Source organism: Azospirillum sp. (assembly GCF_035628975.1).
GTDB lineage: Bacteria > Pseudomonadota > Alphaproteobacteria > Azospirillales > Azospirillaceae > Azospirillum.
The window spans coordinates 34,994-54,038 of sequence record NZ_DASPIS010000013.1 but is presented as its reverse complement, the minus strand read 5'-3'; the positions used below and the strand labels follow the sequence as shown (position 1 = coordinate 54,038).

At 67.3% G+C, this 19,045-nt stretch carries 17 protein-coding genes; 8 read left to right on the top strand and 9 right to left on the bottom strand.

The window, feature by feature from the left end:
* Window positions 1-14: 14 nt before the first annotated feature.
* Entirely contained in the window at window positions 15-938 is a 924-nt protein-coding gene (gene nifU, locus VD964_RS02935; RefSeq protein ID WP_324865390.1) for a Fe-S cluster assembly protein NifU, read from the bottom strand.
* A gap of 57 nt (window positions 939-995) precedes the next feature.
* On the bottom strand, window positions 996-1,391 hold the full coding sequence (locus VD964_RS02930; protein WP_324865387.1) for an iron-sulfur cluster assembly accessory protein: 396 nt from the start codon (window positions 1,389-1,391) through the stop codon (window positions 996-998).
* A gap of 311 nt (window positions 1,392-1,702) precedes the next feature.
* On the opposite strand from VD964_RS02930, the gene VD964_RS02925 reads away from it, so the two are divergent.
* A complete protein-coding gene (locus VD964_RS02925) occupies window positions 1,703-2,215 on the top strand; it encodes a hypothetical protein (RefSeq protein ID WP_324865385.1) in 513 nt (170 codons plus the stop codon).
* 147 nt (window positions 2,216-2,362) lie between these two features.
* Here the strand turns inward: VD964_RS02925 and VD964_RS02920 are convergent, their stop codons facing one another.
* Complete coding sequence (locus VD964_RS02920; RefSeq protein WP_324865383.1) at window positions 2,363-3,493, bottom strand: alkene reductase; 1,131 nt, start codon at window positions 3,491-3,493, stop codon at window positions 2,363-2,365.
* A gap of 135 nt (window positions 3,494-3,628) precedes the next feature.
* On the opposite strand from VD964_RS02920, the gene VD964_RS02915 reads away from it, so the two are divergent.
* The gene (locus tag VD964_RS02915) at window positions 3,629-4,294 is read left to right on the top strand and encodes a TetR/AcrR family transcriptional regulator (RefSeq protein WP_324865381.1); all 666 of its coding nucleotides are present in this window, start codon (window positions 3,629-3,631) and stop codon (window positions 4,292-4,294) included.
* Between the two features lie 3 nt (window positions 4,295-4,297).
* Here the strand turns inward: VD964_RS02915 and rarD are convergent, their stop codons facing one another.
* The 4 genes from rarD to purB form a co-directional block, all read right to left on the bottom strand.
* Window positions 4,298-5,224: an EamA family transporter RarD gene (rarD, locus tag VD964_RS02910; protein ID WP_324865379.1), complete on the bottom strand. Its 927-nt coding sequence runs from the start codon at window positions 5,222-5,224 to the stop codon at window positions 4,298-4,300.
* 161 nt (window positions 5,225-5,385) lie between these two features.
* Complete coding sequence (gene grxD, locus VD964_RS02905) at window positions 5,386-5,727, bottom strand: Grx4 family monothiol glutaredoxin (protein WP_324865377.1); 342 nt, start codon at window positions 5,725-5,727, stop codon at window positions 5,386-5,388.
* A gap of 86 nt (window positions 5,728-5,813) precedes the next feature.
* Window positions 5,814-6,053, bottom strand: a complete 240-nt coding sequence (locus tag VD964_RS02900; RefSeq protein ID WP_012973287.1) for a BolA family protein — start codon at window positions 6,051-6,053, stop codon at window positions 5,814-5,816.
* 161 nt (window positions 6,054-6,214) lie between these two features.
* Window positions 6,215-7,510 (bottom strand): adenylosuccinate lyase, encoded by a 1,296-nt coding sequence (purB, locus tag VD964_RS02895; protein ID WP_324865372.1) that lies wholly within the window; start codon window positions 7,508-7,510, stop codon window positions 6,215-6,217.
* 425 nt (window positions 7,511-7,935) lie between these two features.
* On the opposite strand from purB, the gene VD964_RS02890 reads away from it, so the two are divergent.
* Window positions 7,936-11,193, top strand: coding sequence for a bifunctional diguanylate cyclase/phosphodiesterase (locus VD964_RS02890; protein ID WP_324865370.1), 3,258 nt, complete (start codon window positions 7,936-7,938; stop codon window positions 11,191-11,193).
* A 30-nt stretch (window positions 11,194-11,223) separates the two neighbouring features.
* On the opposite strand, the gene VD964_RS02885 is transcribed toward VD964_RS02890, so the two are convergent.
* Window positions 11,224-11,991, bottom strand: a complete 768-nt coding sequence (locus tag VD964_RS02885) for a SprT family zinc-dependent metalloprotease (RefSeq protein ID WP_324865368.1) — start codon at window positions 11,989-11,991, stop codon at window positions 11,224-11,226.
* Window positions 11,992-12,260: 269 nt separating this feature from the next.
* Between VD964_RS02885 and VD964_RS02880 the strand changes: the two genes are divergently transcribed.
* The 5 genes from VD964_RS02880 (at window position 12,261) to VD964_RS02860 (ending at window position 18,607) form a co-directional block, all read left to right on the top strand.
* Complete coding sequence (locus tag VD964_RS02880) at window positions 12,261-13,862, top strand: hybrid sensor histidine kinase/response regulator (RefSeq protein WP_324865366.1); 1,602 nt, start codon at window positions 12,261-12,263, stop codon at window positions 13,860-13,862.
* A 287-nt stretch (window positions 13,863-14,149) separates the two neighbouring features.
* Window positions 14,150-15,502: a sn-glycerol-3-phosphate ABC transporter substrate-binding protein UgpB gene (ugpB, locus tag VD964_RS02875; RefSeq protein ID WP_324865364.1), complete on the top strand. Its 1,353-nt coding sequence runs from the start codon at window positions 14,150-14,152 to the stop codon at window positions 15,500-15,502.
* A 285-nt stretch (window positions 15,503-15,787) separates the two neighbouring features.
* Window positions 15,788-16,672 (top strand): sn-glycerol-3-phosphate ABC transporter permease UgpA, encoded by an 885-nt coding sequence (gene ugpA / locus VD964_RS02870; RefSeq protein ID WP_324865362.1) that lies wholly within the window; start codon window positions 15,788-15,790, stop codon window positions 16,670-16,672.
* Complete coding sequence (gene ugpE / locus VD964_RS02865; RefSeq protein WP_324865360.1) at window positions 16,669-17,517, top strand: sn-glycerol-3-phosphate ABC transporter permease UgpE; 849 nt, start codon at window positions 16,669-16,671, stop codon at window positions 17,515-17,517. Before ugpA ends, ugpE begins: the two co-directional genes overlap by 4 nt.
* A gap of 25 nt (window positions 17,518-17,542) precedes the next feature.
* Window positions 17,543-18,607, top strand: a complete 1,065-nt coding sequence (locus tag VD964_RS02860) for a sn-glycerol-3-phosphate import ATP-binding protein UgpC (RefSeq protein WP_324865359.1) — start codon at window positions 17,543-17,545, stop codon at window positions 18,605-18,607.
* Window positions 18,608-18,765: 158 nt separating this feature from the next.
* Here the strand turns inward: VD964_RS02860 and VD964_RS02855 are convergent, their stop codons facing one another.
* Entirely contained in the window at window positions 18,766-18,954 is a 189-nt protein-coding gene (locus VD964_RS02855; RefSeq protein WP_324865357.1) for a succinate dehydrogenase assembly factor 4, read from the bottom strand.
* Window positions 18,955-19,045: the final 91 nt, after the last annotated feature.

Sequence of the window (19,045 nt, the reverse complement as noted above, 5' to 3'; positions counted from 1 at the left end):
CGTCACGCTCCCCCTTAGTTCGCATGGGCTGGCATGAGGGACGCGGGCTTGACCCGCACGAACTCACCGAGCTTCTCGACCAGCTTCATCTGCACGCCCATCATCGTGCCGGCCGATTGCGAACAGCCGGAGCAGGCGCCGGAGAGCCGCACATAGATGTCCTTGCCGTCGATGTCGACCAGCTCAACGTCGCCGCCGTCGCGCTGGATCTGCGGGCGAATCTCCTCGATGGCGCCCATGATGACCTGCATGCGCTGGACGTTCGTCAGCTTGGGCGCCGCGGCCGGTTCGGCCTTCGGCTCCAGCGGCTTGATGGCGTCGAGCCCGACCGTGCCGGGGGCATGCTTCTTGGCGGGCTTCAACGCGCCGGTCTTCGCCAGCACCTCCTCCAGCACCTCCTCGATCTTCTCGTGGCAGGTCTGGCAGGAGCCGCCGGCCTTGGTGTAGTGGGTGACTTCCTCCAGCGTGGTCAGGCCGTTGACGGTCACCGCGCGCTCGATCATGGCGGCGTCGATGCCGAAGCACTTGCAGACCAGCTCGCCTTCCTCATGGTCGTCTTCCCACGCCTCGCCCTTGTAGTTGGCGATGGCGGCGCGTAGCGCCTCGGCACCCATGACGGAGCAGTGCATCTTCTCCGGCGGCAGGCCGCCGAGATACTCGGCGATGTCGCGGTTGGTCAGGGTCAGCGCCTCGTCCACCGTCTTGCCGATGATCATCTCGGTCAGCGCGGAGCTGGAGGCGATTGCCGAACCGCAGCCGAAGGTCTGGAACTTCGCGTCCTGGATGATCTGGGTGTCGGGATCGACCTTCAGCATCAGACGCAGCGCGTCGCCGCAGGTGATGGAGCCGACCTCGCCGACCGCATTGGCGCTGTCCAGGACACCGGAGTTCTTCGGATTGAAGAAGTGTTCCTTGACCTTGTCGGTGTAGTTCCACATGTCGCTGCTGCCTTTCCGTGGGTGCGCGCCTTGGGGAAGATCCGTCCGGGGGCGAATTCAGTGAGTCGAGTAGGGGGCCGACGACCCGCAGCTGGACGAGGAGGTCGAGCAGGAGCCGCCACCGTCACCGCCGGCCGAGAAGGACTTGCCGCAGCCGCAGCTGCTGGTCGCGTTCGGATTGTCGAACTTGAAGCCGGAGCCCTCGATGCCCTCGACGAAATCGACCACCACGCCGCTCAGGAAGGGCTGGCTGTTGGCGTCGACGAAGATGGTGACCGGGCCGAAGCTGAGCACCGCGTCGTCATCGCCGGCTGCCGCCTCCAGCCCCATCTGGTATTTAAGGCCGGCGCAGCCGCCGTCGGTCACTGCGATCCGCAAGCCGGCGGCCGCACCGCCCGACTTCGCCAGGACCCGTTCCAGGGTGGAAACCGCCGCATCCGTCAGAGTCACCATGTCCCGCCTCCTCAAGCCGCGTTGCCGGGGGTGCCGGCCGATCTGACGGGGAATAGAGCAAGCGGTGTGCCAAACAGGCAAGACGTTGATTTTCAACGATTGTCAGGTCGGCCCGGCGTGGCGAAAGTCCGACAAAGTCCCGCACACGAACCATTTTGTCGGGTTTGGCGCGTGTCGTCTTTGCGACAGCCGCGACACTTCGCCGCACAAAAATATTGTGGTCTTTCGCCGTGCCCGCGCGCGTACCATGGGGCGTCGTCGGTGCGTCGGATGATTGATTGCGTCAGCAGGAATTAGTGGCGAGGAAAGCGATGAGCGACGAACCGATCGAACTCAGGATGTCGAACGGCCGGATGGCGTTCGGCGACGTGCCCGAACAGATCGACGAACTGTTGCAGGAGGCGGTGAAAGCCCGCGACGTGCCGGACGCCTGCGAGGCGCTGCTGTGGGAGGCTCATCGCAAGGGGCCTCGGGTGCTGCCGGTCTTCTATGCGCTCTACAAATTCTATTTCAACCGCAAGAAGCTGACGGACGCGGAGCGGGTGGCCCGCATCGGGCTGGATGCCGCGGCGCTCCAGGGCGGTTTTCCGGCGGACTGGTCGCGGCTGACCGCGGGGTCCACCGACTGGACGGCGGCCGGGCCGGCGCGCTTCTTCCTGTTCACCATGAAGGCGCTCGCTTTCATCGAACTGCGCCGCCACAACCGCGACAAGGCGCTGGCGATCCTTGCCAAGATGGCGGAAATCGACCCGGCCGATCAGGTCGGTTACGGCACCATCGCCGCCTTGGCCCGCGGACTGGACGGAGAGGGCGGGGCGGCGTAGAGGCCGGCTCCACATAAAAAAAGCCCCCCGGCCCAGGGGGGAGCCGGGCCGGGGGCAGCGGGGATTTGCGTCTCACGACGCTCTCACGACGCGCTCTCACGTCGAGAGCAATTGCGGCCCCGCCGGGGCAGGGAGGCCGCAATCCGGTCAGGCGGCGACGGATTCCAGGGCCGGATAGTCGGTGTAGCCCTTGGCGTCGCCGCCGTAATAGGTGGTGCGATCCGGTTCGGCCAGCGATGCGCCGACACGGAAGCGCACGGGCAGGTCCGGGTTGGAGATGAAGGACTCGCCGAAGCTGACCGCGTCGGCCTCACCCTTGGCGAGTGCGGCGTCGGCATCGTCGCGGCTGTATCCGCCATTCAGGATGAACGGACCCTTGAAGGCGGCGCGCAGGGCGGACGCCACATGCGGCGCACCGTCCGGCGGAGCCATGTGGTGGCCGGGCCGCCCCTCGATCACGTGCAGATAGGCGAGGTTGAACGGGTTCAGCGCCTTGGTGATCGCCAGGAAATGCGGCAGCGGGTCGCTGTCCTTCATGTCGTTGAACACGCCGGTCGGCGACAGGCGGACGCCGATGCGGTCGGCACCGACGGCATGGGCCGTGGCCTCCAGGATCTCCAGCAGGAAGCGGCAGCGGTTTTCCACCGTCCCGCCATACTGGTCGTTGCGGGTGTTGGTGCTGTCGCGCAGGAACTGATCGATCAGATAGCCGTTGGCCGCGTGGATCTCGACGCCGTCCAGGCCGGCATCGAACACCGCGCGCTTGGCGGCGTCGGCGAAATGGCGGACCAGACCGGGGATCTCGGACGTGTCCAGGGCGCGCGGCACCGGGAAAGGTTCCATGCCGGCGCCGGTGTAAAGCTGGCCCTTGGCCGCGATGGCCGACGGGGCGACCGGGGCGGCGCCGTTCGGCTGGAAGCGCGGGTGGGAGATGCGCCCGACATGCCAGAGCTGGGTGACGATCCGTCCGCCGGCATCGTGCACGGCGTCGGCCACCGCGCGCCAAGCCAGGGTCTGGGCATCGGTGTGGATGCCCGGCGTGTTGGGATAGCCCTGGGCGGTGTCGCAGACCTGCGTCGCCTCGGTGATGATCAGGCCTGCCGAGGCGCGCTGCGCGTAATACTCGGCGGTCAGCGCGGTCGGGCAGTTGCCTTCGCCGGCGCGGCTGCGGGTCATCGGCGCCATGACGACGCGGTTCGGCAGCTCGATCGCGCCGAGGCGCAGCGGGGCGAACAGATCCGGGGTGGCGGTGCTGTGCAGATCGGTGCTGTGCGGCATGGCGGGACTACCCCCTGTTGGGCGAATTGGCTTGTATGTATGTGAGTACATACTTGAACCGGAGCCTGCCGCTTGTCAAGTATGTATCCGCATACTTATTATCCAGCCGACGGCACCACGGGAGAGGGACGGGTTTTGGACGCAAGCAAGGACGCGGACGGCTGTTGCCCGGGCAGCGGCACCACTGACGGGGCCTGCGAGGGCGGGGTGCGCAAGCGCGACCGTGCCGCGACGGAAGGCGCGCTGCTCGACGCCGCCAAGCTGGTGTTCGCCGAACGCGGCTTCGACGCGGCGACGACGCGCGAGATCTCCGGGCGGGCCGGGGTCAACGAACAGCTGATCCAGCGCTATTTCTCAGGCAAGAGCGGGCTGCTGCTGGCGGTGGTGGAACGCTATTGGCGCGAGGAATCGGGCGGCTGCCACCTGCCGCCGCCGGACGAGGATCTGGAGACCGACCTTGCCCGCTTCCTGCACGCACAACTGAAGCACAGCTGGGAATGCCGTGACTTCACCCGCGTGGTTCTGGCCCGCGCCCTGGTCGATCAAGCGGTTGCGGACGAAATGGCCCGCACCCTCTCGCAGAGCCGCATTCCCTGTCTGCTGAAGCGGTTGGAGGGGTTCCGCGACCGCGGCGCCATCGCCGCCGATGCCGACCTCGCCAATGTGGCGGCCGGCATCGCGACGCTCAGCTTCGGGCTGGGTTTTCTCGATCAGGTGGTGTTCGGCCGCGACGACGCCGGCATCTGCGCCATGGTCGGCACGCTGGCCCACACCATCGCCCACGGCCTGACGCCGCGGTAAAGACTACTCCGCGGCAGTTGCGGTCCGGGCGGCGGTGCGGTGGCTGTGCACCGCGTCCGCGGTGAAGACGGCCAGCGCCACCCAGATGCAGGCGAAGGTGATGGCGTGGCTGCGGGTGAAGGCCTCGCCATAGACCAGCACGCCCAGCAGAAGCTGTCCGGTCGGCCCGACATATTGCAGCAGACCCAGTGTGGTCATGGTCAGTCGGGTCGCACCGATCATGAACAGCACCAGCGGCACCGCCGTCATCGGCCCGGCCAGCACCAGCAGGGTGCTCTCGCCCCATTCATGGCCGAAGGCCCCGCTGCCGCCCAGCCACAGCAGATAGCCGAGAGCGGCCGGCAGCAGCAGCGCGGTTTCCACCAGCAGACCGACCACCGGATCGACCGCCGCCTTCTTGCGCACCAGCGCATAGAAACCGAAGGACAGCGCCAGCGACAGGGCAACCCAGGGCACGGCGCCATAGCTGACGACGAGGCTGCCGACGCCGGCCGCGGCGATGGCGACCGCCAGCATCCGCCCGCGGCTGAGCTTTTCGTTCAGGAACAGCACGCCCAGCAGCACATTGACCAGCGGGTTGATGAAGTATCCCAGGCTGGCCTCGACCAGCCGGCTGTTGACCACCGCCCAGATGAAGACGGTCCAGTTGGTGGTGACCAGCAGCGTGGTGACCAGGAAAACGCCCAGCCGGCGCCAGCTTCCCACCGCTGCCACGATCGCCGCGGGCCCGCGGGTGGCCAGCACGCCGATGCCGACCAGCACCACCGTCCAGACCACGCGGTGCGCCACGATCTCCACCGCGCCGACATCGCCCAGCGATTTGAAGAAGACCGGGTTGACCAGCCCCCAGATCAGGTAGGAGGCCAGCGCCGCGACGAACGCCGCGGTTGTGGAGGTCGGGGCCTTGGCGGGCGGCGGGGTCTGAACCATACCGTCCGTTTAGCACATTGTTTGTGCAATCCGGCAGCGGGCGGACGAACATGGCCGGGCTGCGCAACCGGCATCACTCCCGCCCCGCGCCCTGTTCACTCAACAAAAAACCCCGCCGAAGCGGGGCTTTTCGTTCCGGTTCCTGGAAGACACCGGCCGTGTCAGGCGGCGGCGCCGGTGGCGACGCCCTTGTCGGCCAGCAGGGTCTGCAGCTCGCCCGACTCGTACATCTCGCGGACGATGTCGCAGCCGCCGACCAGCTCGCCCTTGACGTAGAGCTGCGGGAAGGTCGGCCAGTTCGAGTATTCCTTCAGACCCTGGCGCAGGCCCGGATCCTCCAGGATGTTGACGCCCTTGAACTTGACGCCGGTGTGGCTCAGCACCTGGACGACGGCGGCGGAGAAGCCGCACTGCGGGAACACCGGGGTCCCCTTCATGTACAGCACGACATCGTTGTTCTTGATGTCCTGCTCGATGCGCTCGACGACGTTCTGATCGACCATGACTCGATAACCCTTCCGATTCGGCCCGGCTATGCCGGGACCATGTCCGTTGCGACTTGTAATCAGGCGCCCTCGGGCATCCGTTCTCAGGCGCCTTCCGGCACCGCCGTGGTCAGCGCCAGGGCGTGCAGTTCGCCGCCCATCTTGCCCTGCAGGGACGCGTAGACCATCTGGTGCTGCTGCACCCGGCTCTTGCCCTTGAAGGCGGCGGAGGTGACGAGCGCGGCATAGTGGTCGCCGTCGCCCCGCAGATCCGCGATCTCGACGACCGCGTCCGGGATGCCCTCCTTGATGAGCTTTTCGATCGTGGCGGCTTCCATCGCCATGGGTCCAGTCCTCGCTCTGTTCAGGATTGCCCCGCCCGGGCACATACTGGGTAGATAGAGTAGGTGCGGCCGGGCCGTTTGTCATCCACCGGCAAATATTTGCCGGAATGCGGAAGACGCAGTAACGGCCCGCGCCACCCTGCTTCATCGGGGATTGCAGCTCACTCGCCGAAAACGCGCTTGAACACGGTGTCGACATGCTTGGTGTGGTAGGTCATGTCGAACATCGGCTCCAGCTTGTCGCGGCCGATATGCTTGGCGATGTCGGGGTCGTTCGACAGCAGGTCCAGATAGTTTCCGCCCTTCTCCCACACCTGCATGGCGTTGCGCTGCACCGCCTTGTAGCTGTCCTCGCGGCTCATGCCGGCCTGGGTCAGCGCCAGCAGAACGCGCTGCGAGAAGACCAGACCGCCGAGATCGTCCAGGTTCTTCTGCATGCGCTCCGGATAGACCACCAGCTTTTCCATCATGCTGGTCAGGCGCACCAGGGCGAAGTCGAGCGTGACGGTGGCGTCGGGGCCGATCATGCGCTCGACCGAGCTGTGCGAGATGTCGCGCTCGTGCCACAGCGCGACGTTCTCCAGCGCCGGCACCACGGCGGAGCGCACGATGCGGGCCAGGCCGGTCAGGTTCTCCGACAGGACCGGGTTGCGCTTGTGCGGCATCGCCGACGAGCCCTTCTGGCCGGGGTGGAAATACTCCTCCGCCTCGCGCACTTCGGTGCGCTGCAGGTGGCGGATTTCCGTCGCCAGATTCTCGATGCTCGAGGCGATCACGCCCAGCACGGAGAAGTAGAAGGCATGGCGGTCGCGCGGGATGACCTGGGTCGACACCGGCTCGACCGACAGGCCCAGCTTGGCGGCGACATGTTCTTCGACCCGCGGGTCGATGTTGGCGAAGGTGCCGACGGCGCCGGAGATGGCGCAGGTGGCGATGTCCTGGCGCGCCTGGACCAGACGCTCGCGCCCGCGGGCGAAGGCGGCGTAATGGCCGGCCAGCTTCAGGCCGAAGGTCGTCGGCTCGGCATGGATGCCGTGGCTGCGGCCGATGGTGACGGTGTCCTTGTGCTCGTATGCCCGGCGCTTCAGCGCGGCCAGCAGGGCGTCCATGTCGGCCAGCAGGAGGTCGGCCGCCTGGGTCAGCTGGACGGCTAGGCAGGTGTCCAGCACATCCGACGAGGTCATGCCCTGGTGGACGAAGCGGGCCTCCGGACCGACATACTCGGCGAGGTTGGTCAGGAAGGCGATGACGTCGTGACGGGTCTCGCGCTCGATCTCGTCGATGCGGTCGATCTCCCACTTGCCGCGTTCCCACACCGCCTTGGCGGCCTCCTTCGGGATCACGCCCAGCTCGGCCTGCGCGTCGCAGGCGTGCGCCTCGATCTCGAACCAGATGCGGAAGCGGTTTTCCGGCTCCCAGATGCGGGCCATTTCGGGGCGGGTATAGCGGGGGATCATCGGCACTCTCCGGAGGATGCGGGCGCTGGATTGAGGGTGGCTTGCGGGTCTCATAGCACGCGCGCGCGACCATAGCGGTGCCGGGGTGCGTTTTAAAGCCTCGCGATGCTCCGGTTTGCCCGTCCGGACCGGGCTGTTCGCGGCCGCATTAATCTTCGTGGTCGAATCGTTGCCCGCCGAAGGGAATCCGCGCCTAATGCTCGACAGGCGGAGTTTCCGCGATTTCCCTGTGCACTTGCGGTCGCGTCGTGGACCGGCCATCACGGAGCGAGGAAAACAGTCAAAGAGTCGCGCCCTGGTGGTTTTGATTCGCTTGCAGTTGAATCCTTGCGAGCATTAAGCAACACTTGCACAGCGCATCGGGGCCGGCCGCCTGCCGGTTTCCGCGAGTTTCATCAGATCAGGCCATCCGAAGGGAGCCCTTCTTGTCCGACCCCGTCGCCGAGCTGGTCCGTGCGCCGTCGCGCTCGTCAGACGAGGCCCGGCTCTACCGCCTGCAGTTCCTGGCGTCGATGGCGCTGGTGTCGGCGCTCGTCCTCGGGCTCGGCTTCTATTTCGTCTGGCAGCATTGGGCCGACCTCGAGCACGACCTGCAGCAGAGCGAGGCGCGCTATGTCCAGGAGCAGCATCAGGCCCTGGTGCAGGAGGTCGAGAACGCGCAGTCGTACCTGGCCTACATGCGGTCGCGCGTCGAACCGCTTCTGAAGGAGCATCTGCGCGCCCAAGTGGACGAGGCCTATGCCATCGCCCGCAGCGTCCATGACCGGGAAAAGGACATCCTGCCCGAAGCGGCGGTGAAGGAATCAATCAAGGAGACGTTGCGGCCACTCCGCTTCTCCGGCGGGCGCGGCTACTATTTCGTCCACGGTCTGAACGGCGAGTCGGTGCTGATGCCGGTCGATCCGTCGCGGGAAGGGACATCGCCCTTCGCGGCCCCCGACCCCCAGGGTGCCGCGGTGGTGCGCGAGCTGATGCGGGCGGTCCAGGACCCCAGCCTGCGCGGCTTCGCCCGCTACCGCTGGCGCATGCCCGACGACCCGGCGCAGATGGTGGACAAGCTGGCCTTCGTCCGCCGGTTCGAACCCTTCGACTGGCTGATCGGCGCCGGCGATTCCCTGGGCGCGGTGGAGGCGCAGCTCCAGCGCGAATCGCTGGAACGGCTGCGTGCCTTCCGCTTCGGGGAGACCGGCTATATCGGCGTGCTGCGCCAGGACGGGCAGGTCCTGCTGTCGCCCACCGCGCCCGCGTCGGAAGGGATGAACGCGCGCGACCTGCCGTGGAAGACCGAACGCGACCTCGTCACCCGCCTGCTGGAGCAGGGGCGCCAGGGCGGCGGGGAGGTGCGCTACGACTGGATCCATCCGGTCACCGCGCGGCCGACGCCGAAGATGGCCTATGTCTCCGCCCCCACCGTGTGGGGCTGGATCCTGGTTGCCGGCTTCTACATCGACGACGTCGGCAAGGAGATGGAGGCCCGCCGGGCGGAAATCAGCCGCGGCGTCAACCTGCGCGTCTGGACCACGGTCGGGGTGCTGGGCGTGGCGCTGGCCGCGTCCGTCGGCGTGTCCTGGCTGGTCACCGGCTGGATCCGGCGCATCGTCGGCAGCTACCAGCTGCGGGTCCGGCACAGCGACAGCATGCTGCGCGAACGGGCGCGGCAGCTCTACCTCGCCAACTTCTTCGTCGACCATGTGTCGGAGATTGTCGTACTGGCCGATGCGAACCTGAACATCGCCTACATCAACCCCTTCGGCTGCAAGGCGCTGGGCGGGACGCTTGAGGATCTGGTGATGGGGCAGGCCGACCTGTTGAAGCGCTTCGCCGCGGAGGGCGAGGACGCGGCCAGCCATTACGAGACCGTCTACCACACCCCGGACGGCCGCACGCTGGAGCTGGAGGTCACGGCCAGCCGCATCTCCTACGAGGGTGAGGTCTACTACTCCGCCATCGCCCGCGACATCAGCGAGCGCAAGCGGGCGGAATGGCAGCTGCGGCTGTCGGCCAAGGTGTTCGACAACGCGGCCGAGGGCATGTTCGTCGCCACCGAGAACCAGAAGATCGTCGCTGCCAACGACGCCTTCGCCCGCATCACCGGCTATGACCGGGAGGAGGTGCTGGGCCGCGGTCCGGAATTCCTGCGTTCCGACCGCAATCCGCCGGGCTTCTATGAGGATCTGTGGGCGCAGCTGCGCGATAACGGCCATTGGGCCGGCGAAATCTGGAGCACGCGCAAGAACGGCGAGGTGTTTCCGGAATGGCTCAGCATCAAGGTGGTGCGGAACGAGGATGGCGCCGTCGCCAACTACATCGCCGCCTTCACCGACATCACCGAGACCCGCGCGCAGGAGGAACGCATCCGCCATCTGGCGCAGTTCGATTTCCTGACCGACCTGCCCAACCGTTTCCTGCTGCGCGACCGGCTGGACCGCGCCATGCTGGCCGCCGGTCGCCACGGCACCAAGGTGGGGTTGCTGTTCGTCGATCTCGACCGCTTCAAGACCATCAACGACAGCCTGGGCCATCAGGTCGGCGACGGGCTGCTGCGCGAGGTGGCGGAGCGGCTGCTCGGCACAGTGCGGGCCAGCGACACGGTCAGCCGCCAGGGCGGCGACGAGTTCATCATCCTCATCAGCGACATGGACGGCCCCGACGCGGCCGGCATCGTGGCGCGCAAGGTGCTGCACGCCCTGTCGGAGCCCTATCTGATCGACGGGCACGAGTTGCAGGTCACGCCCTCCATCGGCATCGCCGTCTACCCGGACGACGGCACCGGCATCGACGCGCTGCTGAAGAGCGCCGACATGGCGATGTACGCCGCCAAGGAGGCCGGGCGCGCCACTTACCAGTTCTTCACGCCCGAACTGAACCGCCGCGCCTCGGACCGGATGTGGACGGAGAACAACCTGCGCCGCGCCCTGGCCAACAACGAACTTGAGCTGCATTTCCAGCCGCAGTTCTCGCTGGACGGCCGCCGGCTGATCGGGGCGGAGGCGCTGGTGCGCTGGCGCCAGCCCGACGGCACGCTGATCATGCCCGGCCAGTTCATTCCGGTGGCCGAGGATACCGGCCTGATCCTGCCGCTGGGCGACTGGGTGCTGGGGGAGGCCTGCCGCCGCACGGCGGAACTGCTGCGCCACCAGAACCTGCTGATCGCCATCAACCTGTCGGCCGTGCAGGTGCGCCGCCCCGGACTGGCGGAGCGGGTGGCCGGCTGGCTGTCGGCCTACGGCATCCCGCCCTCGGCGCTGGAACTGGAGGTCACGGAAAGCGTCCTGATGGACGATTCCGACGTGGTGTCGGAAACCTTCTCGCAGCTGCGCGAGATGGGGGTGCCGCTTGCCATCGACGATTTCGGCACCGGCTATTCCTCGCTGGCCTATCTGAAACGCTTCCGTGTCGACAAGCTGAAGATCGACCGCAGCTTCGTCAGCGGCCTGCGCGCCGGCAACCCGGACAGCGGCGCCATCGCTGAGGCGATCATCGGCATGGCGCGCAGCTTGCGCATGCAGACGCTGGCCGAGGGGGTGGAGACGGAGGAGCAGTATCACTGCCTCGCCACCATGGGCTGCGACCAGTGCCAGGGCTATCTGCTGGGCCGCCCCATGCCCTACGAGGACTTCCTGGCCTTCGTCCGGCGCGACGCCGACACGGCACAGGCGCGGTTGGCGGAAGTGGTGGAGTAGAGACCGGACTGCGCCCCGGCCGCCTCCGCGTCACCCGTACCGCAGCAGCCGCGTGCCGTTGGCCTTCAGCCAGGCCCGAGGCAGTTCGACGTTCTGCCCGGCGGTCAGGCTGGCGCACAGCGCCCAGAAGCGCGGGGAATGGTTCATCTCGCGCAGGTGCGCCACCTCATGCCCGACGACATAGTCCAGCACCGGTTCCGGCGTCAGGATCAGCCGCCAGGAGAAGGACAGCCGGCCGGTGGACGAACAGCTGCCCCAGCGGCTCTTGGTGTCGCGGATGGTGACGGCGGCGATGCGGGCGCCGATGGACGCGGCCTTGACGCGGGCGCGGGTCGACAGCTCGCGCTTCGCCTCGGCCGCCAGGAAATCGCGCACGCGGCGTGCCACATGCTCCGGCTGGCCGCCGACCAGCAGGGCGCCCTCCTCGATCCGGGTCGGTCCGCGCAGGGCAGGGTCGTGGCGGATGACATGCTCGACGCCCAGGTAAGGCACGCTGGCGCCATCGGCGAAGGGCAGGGACGGCGGCATCGCCGCCAGACGCGCCCGCAGCCAGCCGTCATGCCGGCCGACGAACTGGCGGGCGTCGGTCTCCGACACGCCGACCGGAACGACAACCTGCACCAGCCCGCGCCCGGCATCGACGCGCAGGGTCATGCGGGTGGCGCGCGCGCTCTCCCGCAACTCCAGCGGAATCGGCAGGCCGGATATCTCCAGCGCCCGCGGCGGCTGGGGCGGCCGGGCGGCGGATCGCTTGCGTTTGCGCAAGAGGACGGGGAGGGAAGGGCGGCGCTGCACCATGCCATCTTATAGCGCGGCTTCGGCCGCATGCGGAAGCGTCCTGCCACCTTGGCGGTAAAGGAGTTGCGGCGCAGCCTCGGCTTAAAGCATTAGTGCCTTCGAACGAAGCATGGGCTATGGGATCGACTGAGGTCACATTTGACACGATCGATCGGAGCACAAGATAAAGCAGAGGTAACGCGGTGGTCCCGGGATCCCCATTTTTCCGGACTTGAAAGCGCCTCTTCTCTATCGTCAGTCTTCCCCGCAGTTTTGCCGAGTACATGCCGATGCCACTCATCCAAGGACAGACGCCGACCCGCGCGGACTGGTTCGACGCGCTGATGTCGGCCAACGACGCCCCCCACGCGTTGCTTGGCGAAGACGGGCGCGTGCTGGTGGCGAACCGTGCCTTCGCCGAGGCTCTTGGCCTCGCCCGGGATGCGGTGGAAGGGCGAACCCTGGCGGAGGGCGGGTTGGCGGCAGGGGCGGCCGACGCGATCGACGTGCTGCGGCGCCAAGTGCTGGCGACCGGCACAGCGGCGAGCGGTGCCGGACCGTTTCCCGGCCTCGGGGGGGCCGTGGCTCTGAGCCCGGTGCGGGATGCCGGCGGCGTCGTCCGCGCGGTGGCGCTGATCGCCGACGCCGGTGCGGCCGCCCTGGCGGAGGCGCGGGCTGATGCCGCCCAGGCGCGTGCCGACGCGGAGCGCGCCCGCACCGCCAAGGGCAAGTTCCTGTCGGCGGCGAGCCACGATCTGCGCCAGCCTTTCCAGGCGATGCACCTGTTCCATCATCTGCTGATCGGCCGGCTGACCGATCCGGCCTCCATCGAACTGGCGAACAAGCTGGAGCAGGCGATCGTCGGCGGCGAGACCCTGCTGCGCGCCCTGTTGGAGGTGTCGGCGCTGGAGGCCGGGCTGGTCACCGCCAAGCCGCAGACCTTCCCGGTCGACGAACTGCTCGCCAAGATGCTGGAGGAGTTCGGGCCGGAGGCGGAGGCCAAGGGGCTGCGCTTCAACGTCCGTCCGCTCGATGCCCAGGTCACCAGCGATCCCGTCCTGATGGAACGGCTGCTGCGGCCGATCCTGGCGAACGCCCTGCGCTACACGCTGAAGGGCGGCATCCTGCTGGCGGCGCGGCGGCGTGGCGACACCCTGCGCATCGAGGTGTGGGACACCGGCGTCGGCATCGACCCTGCCAACCATGCCGTGATCTTCGAGGACTTCCACCAACTCGGCAACCCCGGCCGCGACCGCAAGCAGGGGCTGGGGCTGGGGCTGGCCATCGTGCGCCGGCTGGCGCAGGTGCTGGGGCATCCGGTCACGGTGCGCTCCAAGCTCGGCAAGGGCTCGGTCTTCGCGGTGGAGGTGCCGCTGTCCGGTTCCGACGGCGACCGGTCGGGCGACGAGTCCGCTGACAGCGAACCGGAACCGGCAGTCGGAACGTCGGCGTCCGCCGCCCCGGCAATGGCCGGCACGGTGCTGGTGATCGAGGATGACGCCATGCAGCTGGAAGGGATCGGCATGCTGCTGCGCGGCTGGGGCTATGCCGTCATCCCCGCCCGCGGCATCGTCGAGGCCTGCGCCGAGTTGGACAGTGCCGCCGCCGCCCCGGACCTCGTGTTGTCCGACCTGCGCCTGTCGGGGCCGGAGACCGGCATCGACGCCATCCAGGCGGTGCGCGCCCGTTGCGGCCGGCGCGTGCCGGGCGTGATCGTGACCGGCGATACCGACCCCGACCGGCTGCGCAGCGTCGACCGCAGCGGCCTCCCCCTGGTCCACAAGCCCTGCGATCCCCGGGCGCTGCGCCGCCTGCTCAGCCGCAGCCTGAAGGCGGGGGCCGGACCCGCTCCAAATGGCGGGGGCCGGCCGGACCTCGCCTGTTCGCGCTAGCCTTTCCGCGCTTGCGCATTTTCGCTCTGCAACATCCCGGTTGGCCTGATTCCCGCGTCACAAAACCGTAATACGGCGTCTTGACAGACCCAGTCGTGCATGGGCAGTGTGACGCTTAGAGCAACCAAACAATTTCGAAAGCGATCATCGGGTTATCGGTTCTTTTCGCAAGCGCAAACACATTGCCGTATGCGTCTGCCACCAAAACTTCACGAAAGCGTCGCGGGACGGCAACCCAATGCCCTCATGACAACCGCGCACCATACCGGGACAGGGAGACCCACCGCATGTTGAGCCGCCGCAAGCTTGCCCTCCTGACGGGCGCCGCCACCACCACCGCGCTGCTATTCGCCGCCCTTCCGGGGTCCGCGCTGGCGCAATCCAAGACGGTGATCGATTTCTGGCACGGCCTGCCGCAGCCGTTGGGCGGCCAACTGGAGCAGGTCGTCAAGGATTTCAACGACAGCCAGCAGGCGGTCCAGGTCAACGCCTCCTACAAGGGGGCTTATCCGGAGACGATGCAGGCGGCCATCGCCGCCTTCCGTGCCGGCAACGCGCCGCACGTCGTCCAGATGTTCGAGGTCGGAACGGCAACGATGATGGCCGCCGGCCCGGCGATCAAGCCGGTCTACCAACTGATGCAGGAGACGGGGGCGGCCTTCGACGCCGACGCCTACATCCCGGCGGTGAAGGGCTATTACTCGTCCAAGGACGGCAAGATGATGGCGCTGCCGTTCAACAGCTCCAGCACCATCATGTTCTACAACAAGGACGCCTTCCAGAAGGCCGGCCTCGACCCGAACAAGCCGCCGGCGACCTGGCCGGAGATGATCGAGGCGACGAAGAAGCTGAAGGCGTCGGGCTCCACCTGCCCGATGACCACCTCCTGGCCGGTGTGGGCGCAGTTCGAACAGCTGGGCGCCATCCACAACACTCCCTTCGCCAGCCAAGCCAACGGCTTCGGCGGCCTGAACGCCGAGCTGAAGATCGATGCCCCGCTCTTCGTCAAGCATGTGCAGACGCTGATCGACATGCAGAAGGAGGGGCTGTTCAAGTATGGCGGCCGCGACAACAAGCCGGACGCCCTGTTCCCGTCGGGCGAATGCGCGATGATCCACGGCTCGTCCGGCCTGCGCAGCCGCACCACCAAGGAGGCGACCTTCGCCTGGGGCGCCGCCCCGCTGCCCTACTGGCCGGAGTTCGCCAAGGAAGGTCCGAAGAACAGCATCATCGGCGGCGCCGCCTTCTGGGTCATGACCTCGCCCAAGCGCACGCCGGCCGAATACAAGGCCGTGTCGCAGTTCTTCAGCTATCTCGCCAAGCCCGAGGTGGATGCCAAGTGGCACATGGACACCGGCTATGTCCCGGTGACGATGAAGGGCTTCGAACTGGCCAAGGCCCAGGGCTATTACGACAAGAACCCCGGCGCCGACGTGCCGGCCGCCCAGCTGACCCGCACGCCGACCACCGAGAACAGCATGGGCCTGCGGCTGGGCAACCTGCCGGAAATCCGCAACATCGTCCAGGAAGAGCTGGAGAAGGCCTTCCAGGGCCAGCAGGACGCCCGCCAAGCGCTGGACTCCGCTGTGAAGCGCGGCAACGCCGTGCTGCGCAACTTCGAGCGCGCCAACAAGGGCTGAGTTCGGACGTAACCTCCATGGGATCCCCTCTCCCCCCGCTCTCGCGCAAACGAAGTTTGCGCTGACGCGACAGGCGGACCTCCGGTCCGCCGAAAGCGGGGAGAGGGTTAGGGTGAGGGGGAGGCGCGGTGAGGAGCTTCGAGCATCGCGCACGCTTCGCTTCCCACCAAATCCACCTCATGCATCCCCCTCACCCCGACCCTCTCCCCGGGGAGGAGAGGGGGATTAGGGAGGAGAGGGGGGGCCCCCCAAATGCGCGCCATCTAACCGACGAAAGATCATCCTTTGCAGCGTCGCGTGACATTCGACAGCCGGCTGCTGCCCTACCTGCTGCTTGCGCCGCAGGTGGCGGTGACGCTGGTGTTCTTCATCTGGCCGGCGGCCCAGGCCGTCTGGCAGTCGGTGCATCTGCAGGACGCCTTCGGCATCCGCAGCGAGTTCGTCTGGTTCGAGAATTTCGAGCATGTGCTGACCGACCCGAACTACCTCGACACGCTGAAGGTCACCGTGATCTTCAGCGTCGCGGTCACCGTGCTGTCGATGGGCACGGCGCTGCTGCTGGCGGTGCTGGCCGATTCCAAGATCAAGGGCGCGCGTGCCTACAAGACGCTGCTGATCTGGCCCTATGCCCTGGCGCCGGCCGTCGCGGCGGTGTTGTGGATGTTCATCTTCAACCCCGACATCGGGTCCTTCGGCCGGGCGCTGAGGGCGCTGGGCTATGACTGGGACTACCGGCTGAACGGCGGGCAGGCGCTGTGGATGGTCATCATGGCCGCCAGCTGGAAGCAGGTGGCCTACAACTTCATCTTCTTCCTGGCCGGCCTGCAGGCCATCCCGCGCTCGGTGATGGAGGCCGCCAGCATCGACGGCGCCGGTCCGGTCCGGCGGTTCTGGACCATCACCTTCCCGCTGCTGTCGCCGACCACCTTCTTCCTGCTGGTGGTCGACATGGTCTACGCCTTCTTCGAGACCTTCGGCACCATCCATGCCCTGACCCAGGGCGGCCCGGGCAAGGCGACGGAGACGCTGATCTTCCGCGTCTATCACGACGGCGTGGTCAACAACGACCTCGGCGGGTCGTCGGCCCAGTCGGTGATCCTGATGGTGATCGTCATCGCTCTGACCGCGGTGCAGTTCCGCTTCATCGAGCGCAAGGTCCATTACGCATGAAGCAGACCCGTTTCATCGATGTCGTGCCGCACATCGTCCTGATCGTCGGCGTCCTCATCTTCGCCTATCCGATCTACGTGACGCTGATCGGCTCCACCTGGGATTCCGGCACCATCGGCCGTGGCGGTCTGCCGCTGTGGCCGGGCGGGGAGGGGGCGGCCAACTATGCCCAGGCCTGGGCGGGCGAGGCGGGCGCGCGCGCCAAATACACGCCCGTGCGCACCATGATGCTGAACAGCCTGATCATGGCGCTGGCCATCGCGTTGGGGAAGATCGCCATCTCGATCCTGTCGGCCTATGCGGTGGCCTTCTTCCGCTTCCCGCTGCGCATGGCCTTCTTCTGGCTGATCTTCATCACACTGATGCTGCCGGTCGAGGTGCGGATCATCCCGACCTACAAGGTCGTCGCCGACCTCGGCCTGATCAACACCTATGCCGGCCTGGCGATCCCGCTGATCGCGTCGGCCACCGCGACGCTGCTGTTCCGCCAGTTCTTCCTGACCATTCCGGACGAACTGCTCGAGGCCGCCAAAATCGACGGCGCCGGGCCGGTGCGCTTTTTCATCGACGTGGTCCTGCCGCTGTCGCGCACCAACATCGCCGCGCTCTTCGTCATCCTCTTCATCTATGGCTGGAACCAGTATCTCTGGCCGCTCCTGGTCACCAGCAGCGGCGACATGGAAACCATCGTGACCGGCATCACCAAGATGATCGGCACCGGCGAATCGGCCAACGACTGGAACCTCATCATGGCGACCACGGTGCTGGCGATGCTGCCGCCGGTGGCGGTGGTGGTGCTGATGCAGCGCTGGTTCGTCAAGGGCCTGGTGGACAGCGAAAAGTAAGACGCGGACGAAGGAAAGAAGAACAATGGCAACCGTTGAAATCCGCGACGTCCGCAAATCCTACGGGCCGGTCGAAGCGATCAAGGGCATCGACATCGCGATCCGGGACGGCGAATTCCTCGTCCTGCTGGGGCCGTCCGGCTGCGGCAAGTCCACCCTGCTGCGCATGGTCGCCGGGCTGGAGGGCATCACCGGCGGCGAGATCGCCATCGGCGGGCGCGTGGTCAACAATCTGGAGCCCAAGGATCGCGACATCGCGATGGTGTTCCAGAACTACGCGCTCTACCCGCACATGACGGTCTTCGACAACATGGCCTACGGCCTGAAGATCCGCGGCATTCCCAAGTCGGAGATCCGCGCCCGCGTCGACAAGGCGGCGGAGATCCTGGAACTGGGCCGCTTCCTCGACCGCAGGCCGAGCCAGCTGTCGGGCGGCCAGCGCCAGCGCGTCGCCATGGGCCGCGCCATCGTGCGCGAACCCGCCGCCTTCCTGTTCGACGAGCCGCTGTCCAATCTCGACGCCAAGCTGCGCACCCAGATGCGGGTGGAGATCAAGCGCCTGCAGGACCGGCTGCGCATCACCAGCCTCTACGTCACCCACGATCAGGTGGAGGCGATGACGCTGGCCGACCGCATTCTGGTGATGAACCATGGCGTCGCCGAGCAGATCGGCACGCCGCTGGAAGTCTATCAACGCCCGGCGAGCCTGTTCGTCGCCGGCTTCATCGGCTCGCCGCCGATGAACGTTCTGGACGGCCGCATCGACGACCGTGGCGAGGCGGTGCTGCTGCCCGGCGGCCAGCGCCTACCCCTGCCGCAGCCGCGCCCGACCGATGCCGGCCGGCCGATCAAGCTGGGCATCCGTCCGGAACATATGGCGGTCGCCGCGGAAGGCTTTTCCATCGAAATCGAGCTGGTCGAGGCGCTGGGGGCCGACACGGTGGTCTATGGCCGTCTGCCGGACGGCGAGACGCTGCTGGTCCGCATGGCCGGCATTCCCACCGTGCGCGAGCGCGACCGGATGACCGTCGCCCCGCAGGCCGACGCCCTCCACCTGTTCGACGCGGTCACCGGCCGCCGGGTGGAGTGAGAAAACCGTCGCTTACCGCCGATTGAATTCCCTCTCCCCCCCGGGGAGAGGGTTAGGGTGAGGGGGGCGCGCGGCGAGGATTCTCAAATAAGTCCGGCATGTGCATCCCCCTCACCCCGACCCTCTCCCCGGGGGGGAGAGGGGGACTGTCGCACCCCTCAGAAATCCGAACAGCGTCCCTTGAACTCCCAATCGCCGTAGCGGGTCGGCTCCGGCCCCTTCGGGCCGCCGATCTCGCCCGGCTTCTGTTCGGGACCCTTGGTCTCCGTGGCATCCGGAGCGGTCTGGTCGGCTACCGTCTCGGCGGCATCCTGCTGCGGCTTGGTGGGTTCGGTCATCATATCCATCGCGATACTGCGGGCATTCCGGCGGGCATCTTGAACGCGGGCTCGGATCAGGCCCATATCTGGGGCATGGCACGGAGCGGGGCGGGTTACC